We start from the raw sequence: 6,737 nt of genomic DNA on the forward strand, positions 1-6,737 counted from the left end.
ATGACGGCGGTGGCGGGCCGCCGGATGGCCGAGACCGTCGCCCGGCGCGGCGGTATCACGGTCATCCCGCAGGACATCCCCATCGAGGTGGTCTCCGACGTCATCGCCTGGACCAAGCGGCGGCACCTGGTCCACGACACCGCGATCACCCTGAACCCGGGCAGCACCGTGGGCGAGGCCCTCAACCTGCTGCCCAAGCGGGCGCACAACGCGGTGATCGTCGTCGACGAGGCCCGCCGCCCGGTCGGTGTGGTCACCGACGCCGACTGCGCGGGCGTCGACCGGTTCTCCCAGCTGCGCGACGTCATGTCCACGGAGCTGGTGACCATCCCGGCGGACACCGACCCCGAGGCGGCGTTCGCGATCCTGCACGACTCCCGGCACCGGGTGGCGCCGGTGGTGGACGGCGGGGGCGCCCTGGTGGGCGTGCTGACCCGCACCGGGGCGCTGCGCTCCACCCTGTACAGGCCGGCCGTGGACGGCGAGGGCCGCCTGCGGGTGGCCGCGGCCGTCGGCATCAACGGCGACGTGGCGGGCAAGGCGGCCGAGCTGCTGGCCGCCGGGGTGGACACGCTGGTGATCGACACCGCGCACGGCCACCAGGAGAAGATGATCGCCGCGATCGCCAAGGTGCGGGGGCTGTCCCCGTCGGTGCCGATCGCCGCGGGCAATATCGTCACCGCGCAGGGCACCCGCGACCTCATCGAGGCGGGCGCCGACATCGTCAAGGTCGGCGTGGGCCCGGGCGCGATGTGCACCACCCGCATGATGACCGCGGTGGGCCGCCCCCAGTTCTCCGCGGTGCTGGAGTGCGCGGCGGCCGCGCGCGAGCTGGGCAAGCACGTGTGGGCGGACGGCGGGGTGCGCCACCCGCGCGACGTGGCCCTGGCGCTGGCCGCGGGCGCGTCCAACGTGATGATCGGTTCCTGGTTCGCGGGCACCTACGAGTCGCCGGGCGACGTCATGCGCGACGCCGAGGGCCGCCAGTACAAGGAGAGCTTCGGCATGGCGTCGGCGCGCGCGGTCAAGCTGCGCACCGCCGACGACTCGCCGTTCGACCGGGCCCGCAAGGCGCTGTTCGAGGAGGGCATCTCCACCGGCCGCATGTACCTGGACCCCGAGCGCCCCGGCGTGGAGGACCTGATCGACCAGATCATCGCGGGTGTGCGCAGCTCCATGACGTACGCGGGCGCGAGCTCGCTGGCGGAGTTCCACGAGCGGGCCGTGGTGGGCGTGCAGAGCTCGGCGGGCTACGCCGAGGGCCGCCCGGTGCCCACCAGCTGGTGATCCGCGCCCGCGGGTGAACCGACGGAGTCCCGGGGGAGGCGCCGCGGCGCCTCCCCTTCTCCGTGCCCTCAGTCCCGGTCGTCGGCCCGGGCGCCGGCCCGTTCCGCAGTCCGGGCGGCCAGGACCTGTTTGCGGTGCTCGCCGCACAGCCGGTCGGCGTGGCGGACCGGTTCGGGCACCCGGTAGCGCGGTGACAGGCGCAGCACCAGGTCGGCGGCGCCGTCCAGGTCCACCCGGTGGCCGACGGAGACGTAAACGGGCTGGACCCCGGTGCGGGTGCGCAGGACCCGGCCGATCACCTCGGCGCCGTCGGCGGCCAGGGCGGCGGAGTCGGGGACGACCTCCGAGCGCCCGGCGACCATGGGGGTCCACGATCCGCGCTCCCGCCCCGGGACGGAGTGCCTGCCGTAGAGCACCGACTTGGCCGAGCCGACGACCGGCAGGTCGAGCAGCACCCCCAGGTGGGAGGCGACCCCGAAGCGGCGCGGGTGGGCCAGCCCGAACCCGTCGCTCAGGTACACGTCGGGCGTGGTCTCCAACCGCCCGAGGGCCGCCAGCACGGGCGGCAGCTCCCGGAAGGAGAAGAGCCCGGAGATGTAGGGGAAGGACACCTCCGAGGCGATGGCGACCGACTCCACGACCTCCAGGGTGGCGACGTCCAGGACCACGGCGGCCGCCGACAGCGCCGAGTCGTCCTTGGCGTAGCTGACGTCGAGCCCGGCGACCGTGCGCACCGCCGCCGCGTCGAGCGGTTCCTCGCGCACCAGGCCGGCCATGCGGCGCTGGAGCGCCACGGCCTCCCCGGGGTCGCTCGGCCAGTTCCCCGGATCGTCCAGGATCCGGCCGACCCGTTCGGCGATGTCCGACACCCGACGCCTCCCTCACCTCGGCCCGCCGGCCGCGGGCCCCCGCTCATTCAACCCCTTCCCCGGCCGACCTCACACGCCCCGTCCCGGACGCGGGCAACCCGCTCGTCAAATCCTCGCGCGTTCCCCGCCACCGCGGCGTGCGTCGCGTTGTGCCCGGGGTCACGGCGGCGGATGCTCGAATCGGCCGGCCGGGCCGGTACGGTGGATCCGCTGGTTTTGCACTGACTGGTCAGTTCAAAAAGGAGGCAGAGAATGCGTCTGGCCACCGGGGCCAGGGTCGTGGCGGAGGACGTCGCGCTCGTCACCCGCGAGGGCCCCGTGTACACGGGCGTGGACTTCACCGCGCGTCCGGGCACCCTCACCGTGTTCCAGGCCGATTCCGGCGGCGGCCGCAGCGCCCTGCTGCTGACCCTCACCGGGCGCATGCGGCCCACCTCGGGGACCGTGTACGTGGACGGCCACGAACTGCCCAGGCGGGCGCGCCGGGTGCGCCGGATCAGCTCGCTGGGCCTGATGACCGAGGTCAACGCCCTGGACGAGCGGCTGCGGGTGAGCGAGCACCTGTCCGAGGCGGCGCTGCTGCGGTTCCGGCCCGCCGCCCGGGGGCTGGCCGACTTCGCGATGGAGGCCGCCGACCTGGGCGAGCTGGACCGGCGCACCCTGGTCAAGGAGCTGGACGCGCTGGAGCGCCGCCGCCTGGGCGTGGCACTGGCCCTGATGGCCGAACCCCGGCTGCTGGCCGTGGACGACGTCGACGGCGGGCTGTCCGACGAGCACCAGGCGCTGATGTGGCGCAGCCTCAAGCGGCTGACCGACGCCGGGCTGACCGTGATCGCCACCTGCGCCGACGCCGACGCCCTGGCCGAGGTCGCCGACACCGACACCCAGGGCCCGCTCCCCATCGACCAGGGCGGGGACCCCGCGGACGCCGAGGACCCCGAGGACACGGACGGGGCCGGGGAGGTCCGCCTCTCCGAGCTGTTCGGCGACCGCGCCGCCACCCCCGCCGCCCCCACCACCAACGCCACCAACGCCACCAACGCCACCAACGCCGCCGAGGGAGAGGACGGGGACGACCGCCGTGACCGATGAGACCACCCGCCCCCGCTTCCGCCCCTTCGCGGTCCCCCGCCTGGGACTGCTCACCGTGCGGTCCTTCCTCCGCTCTCCCCTGCCCACCGCGGCCCTGGCCGCCCTGCTGCTCATCCCCCTGCTCTACTCCGGCATGTACCTGTGGTCCTTCTGGGACCCCTTCGGCCGGATGGAGCACCTGCCCGTCGCCCTGGTCAACGAGGACCGGCCCGTCGAGGTGGACGGCGAGGAGGTCAACGCGGGCGAGGAACTGGCCGACACCCTCGTGGAGCGCGGCGACCTCGACTGGCGGCTCGTCGACGCGCAGGAGGCCGCCCGCGGGGTCGCCGACGGCGACTACTACGTGTCCCTGACCATCCCCGCCAGCTTCAGCGCCGACCTCACCTCGCCCTCCCGCGACCGCGAGGCGCCGGTGCAGGCGATGCTGATCGCCCACTACAACGACTCCAACAGCTTCATCGTGCGCCAGCTGGCGGGCTCGGCCTTCAAGGAGGTCCGCAACGCCGCCGAGCAGACCGCGATCAAGGGCTACCTCGACCAGATCTTCCTGGGCTTCAACGAGATCCACGGCAAGACCGAGGAGGCCGCCGAGGGCGCCGGGCTGCTGTCGGAGGGCGCGGGCGACGCCTACGACGGGTCCGGCGAGCTGTCGACGAACCTGGGCACCGCCCACGAGGGCATGGGCGAGCTGGACACCGGTCTGGGCGAGCTGTACTCGGGCTCGCGCACCCTGGCCACCGGCGCGTCGACCGCCTCCACCGAGGTGTCCGCGCAGGTCGAGAAGATCGACGAGCTCGCCGACGAGTGGCTGCCCCGGCTGGAGGAGGACGCCCCCGACATCCAGGAGCGGGCCGAGCTGGTCGCCGACCTCTCCGGCGGCCTGGCCGACCTGCTGCACGAGCTCCCCGAGGAGATCGACACCGCGGGCCTGGAGGCGCTGGACGGGCGGCTGGACGCCTACCTGCGGGACGACCCTGGGCTGGAGACCGAGCAGCCCGACCTGTACCTGCTGCTGTGCGACCTCCAGGAGGGGATGGACGTGGCGCTGTCCACGGCGACGTTCGTCGAGGACAACCGCGAGGACATCGTCTCCGCCGCCGACGAGGCCGCCGACCTGAGCGCCAAGGCCGCCGAGCTGGCCGAGGACCTGCCCGGGTACATCGAGGACGCCGAGGACGCCCGCGAGAGGCTCGACGAGCTGGCCGAGGGGCTGGAGGAGCTGTCCGAGGGCGCCGGGAGGCTGCGCGACGGCCTGAAGGAGGCGTCCACCGCCTCCGGCGAGCTCGACACGGGCCTGGGGCTGCTCAGCGACGGCTCCGGCGAACTCCACGAGGGGCTGGGCGAGCTGTCCGAGGGCTCCGACGAGCTCGCCGGGGGGCTGGAGGAGGGTGTCGGGCAGATCCCCACCTACAGCGACAGCGGCCGCGAGAACGCGGGCGACATGATGAGCTCCCCGGTCCGGCTGAGCAGCGAGATCGACAACGAGGCGCCCGACTACGGCACCGGGTTCGCGCCGTTCTTCGTCCCCCTGTCCCTGTGGGTGGGCGCGATGGTGGTGTTCATGGTGCTGCCCGCGCTGTCCACGCGCGCCCTGGCCTCCTCCGCGCCCTCGTGGCGGGTGGCGCTGGCCGGGCGGACGGTCCCGATGCTGCTCGGGTTCGGGCAGGTGGCCGTCATGATGGCGGCGCTGCACCTGCTGCTGGGCCTCCAGGCCCGCAACTGGCCGGTGCTCATCGGGTTCCTGCTGCTGACCGCCGCGGCGTTCGCCGCCACGGTCCAGTACCTGAACGTCCGGTTCGGCGCGGCCGGGCGGGTGGTGGCGCTGGCGCTGCTGGTGCTCCAGCTGACCTCGGCGGGCGGCACGTACCCGATCGAGACCAGCCCGGGGTTCTTCCAGGCGATCGGCCCCTACCTGCCGCTGCACTGGGGCGTGACCGCCATGCGGCACCTGCTGGGCGGCGGCGACATGGACCTGGTCGCCCAGGCCTTCGGGGTGATGGCCCTGTGGCTGGTCGTGCCCCTGCTGCTGACCTGGCTGACCGTCGAACGCAAGCGGATGTGGACGATGGGCGCCCTGTACCCCTCCCTCAAGCTCTGACCGTGCACGAGGGATCGACGCCCGGATCGGCGCCGGAGGAGTTCCGGCGCCGATCGGGGGCAGAATGGACCGGATGAGTGTGAGCACCCCCGACCGACGCCCCGTGAGCGGCCGCCGCGAAGCCACCCGCAGGCGGCTGTTCGAGGCCGCCGTGACCCTGATCTCCGAGCAGGGGTACGGCGCCACCACCGTCGACGAGATCGCCGAGCGCGCCGGTGTGGCCAAGGGCACCGTCTACTACAACTTCGGCGGCAAGAGCGAGCTGTACACGGCGCTGATGGAATGGGGCATCACCCGGCTGGCCGACACGCTCAAGGAGGCGGCCCCCGACCCCGGCGCCGACCCCGCCGAGGCGCTGACCGCGGTCCTGCGGGCCGGGGTGGAGTTCATCGGCGCCCACGAGGCGCTGGCCCGGCTGCTCATGGCCGAGGCCTGGCGCACCAACCGGAGCTGGCACACCACGGTCCGGCAGTTGCGCACGGAGGCGATCGGTGTCGTCACCGCGCGTCTGGACGCGCTGGCCGCCGACGGCCGGATCCGTCCGGACCTGGACACGGGGCTTGCGGGATCGGCGCTGTTCGGCATGGTGGTGACGGTGGCCCTCGACTGGCGGACCCTGCAACCGGACCGCCCGGTGGAGGAGATCCACGCCACCTTGACCGGGATGGTCCGCGGCTTCCTCGGGACACCCGTATCCCCCACCGATCTCTGAGAGTCCCGAGAGGACGCCCGTCATGGCCTCGCTCTACCCGCTGCTCCCGCTGCTGTCCGGTCTGGTCATCCTGGCGGTGGTCACCCGCGACACCCGGCTCGAACTGCGCCTGATCCGCCACGGCGTGCGCGCCAAGGCCCGGGTCATCGGCTACAACGAGACCTCGACCGCCTCGCGGATGATCGTGCAGTTCCGCACCGAGGACGGCCGCGAGGTGCACGCCGAGCACGAGAACACGGGGTGGACGGCGTCCCGGGCCGGGGAGATCGTCACCGTCTCCTACGACCCGGACAGCCCGGAGCTGGCCCGCATCGTGTCGGCGCCCTGGCTGTCGCACTGGGTGCGCGGCCTGTTCGCCACGCTGGGCGCGATCCTCATCGCCGCCGGGGTGCTGCTGGGCTACCTGGCCTGGGACCTGGACTGGGACCTGAGGAGCTAGTGCTCGCTTTGGCCCTCCGCTTCGCTTCGGGCCTCCAGAACCCCGTGGGCGCCCTCGCCACTCAGGGAACGGCGGCGGGCTCGCGGGGTTCGGCGTAGCGGACCAGCCGGGAGGGCAGCGAGCCGTCGACGACCGCCCGGGTGCGCACCCGGGTCCCGCAGAGCAGGTCGACCAGGCCGACCCGGTCCGGGCGGACCAGCGCGGAGCTGGCGTGCACGACCACGACGGCGAGCGCGATCC

General features: G+C 73.6%; 6 protein-coding genes. 5 read left to right on the top strand and 1 reads right to left on the bottom strand.

Translation table 11 applies throughout. The features are described 5' to 3' along the window. On the top strand, nt 1–1,287 hold a 1,287-nt coding region (locus tag ACJOT3_RS32785; protein ID WP_406977014.1), incomplete at its 5' end, for a GuaB1 family IMP dehydrogenase-related protein. Between the two features lie 68 nt (nt 1,288–1,355). Here ACJOT3_RS32785 and ACJOT3_RS32790 read toward each other — a convergent pair. Then, nucleotides 1,356–2,156 carry an endonuclease V gene (locus ACJOT3_RS32790; protein WP_406977015.1) on the bottom strand — a complete coding sequence of 267 codons (801 nt, stop codon included), beginning with the start codon at nt 2,154–2,156 and terminating at the stop codon, nt 1,356–1,358. Between the two features lie 252 nt (nt 2,157–2,408). Here ACJOT3_RS32790 and ACJOT3_RS32795 point away from each other — a divergent pair, with 252 nt between their 5' ends. The 4 genes from ACJOT3_RS32795 to ACJOT3_RS32810 all read left to right on the top strand — a co-directional run bounded on the left by ACJOT3_RS32795 (nt 2,409) and on the right by ACJOT3_RS32810 (nt 6,497). Further along, nucleotides 2,409–3,248, top strand: coding sequence for an ATP-binding cassette domain-containing protein (locus tag ACJOT3_RS32795; RefSeq protein ID WP_406977016.1), 840 nt, complete (start codon nt 2,409–2,411; stop codon nt 3,246–3,248). Next, nucleotides 3,238–5,346, top strand: coding sequence for a YhgE/Pip family protein (locus ACJOT3_RS32800; protein ID WP_406977017.1), 2,109 nt, complete (start codon nt 3,238–3,240; stop codon nt 5,344–5,346). The genes ACJOT3_RS32795 and ACJOT3_RS32800 overlap by 11 nt, the downstream gene beginning before the upstream one ends. Before the next feature lie 73 nt (nt 5,347–5,419). Then, nucleotides 5,420–6,058 carry a TetR/AcrR family transcriptional regulator gene (locus ACJOT3_RS32805; RefSeq protein ID WP_406977018.1) on the top strand — a complete coding sequence of 213 codons (639 nt, stop codon included), beginning with the start codon at nt 5,420–5,422 and terminating at the stop codon, nt 6,056–6,058. Nucleotides 6,059–6,080: 22 nt separating this feature from the next. Continuing rightward, the gene (locus ACJOT3_RS32810; RefSeq protein WP_406977019.1) at nt 6,081–6,497 is read left to right on the top strand and encodes a DUF3592 domain-containing protein; all 417 of its coding nucleotides are present in this window, start codon (nt 6,081–6,083) and stop codon (nt 6,495–6,497) included. Nucleotides 6,498–6,737: the final 240 nt, after the last annotated feature.

Source organism: Nocardiopsis protaetiae, assembly GCF_045446735.1.
GTDB classification, from domain to species: Bacteria; Actinomycetota; Actinomycetes; order Streptosporangiales; family Streptosporangiaceae; genus Nocardiopsis; species Nocardiopsis protaetiae.

Bases quoted from the DNA above. Each gene is read 5' to 3' on its own strand.
- ACJOT3_RS32795 (WP_406977016.1), top strand. From the start codon at position 2,409: ATGCGTCTGGCCACCGGGGCCAGGGTCGTGGCGGAGGACGTCGCGCTC.
- ACJOT3_RS32810 (WP_406977019.1), top strand. From the start codon at position 6,081: ATGGCCTCGCTCTACCCGCTGCTCCCGCTGCTGTCCGGTCTGGTCATC.
- ACJOT3_RS32805 (WP_406977018.1), top strand. From the start codon at position 5,420: ATGAGTGTGAGCACCCCCGACCGACGCCCCGTGAGCGGCCGCCGCGAA.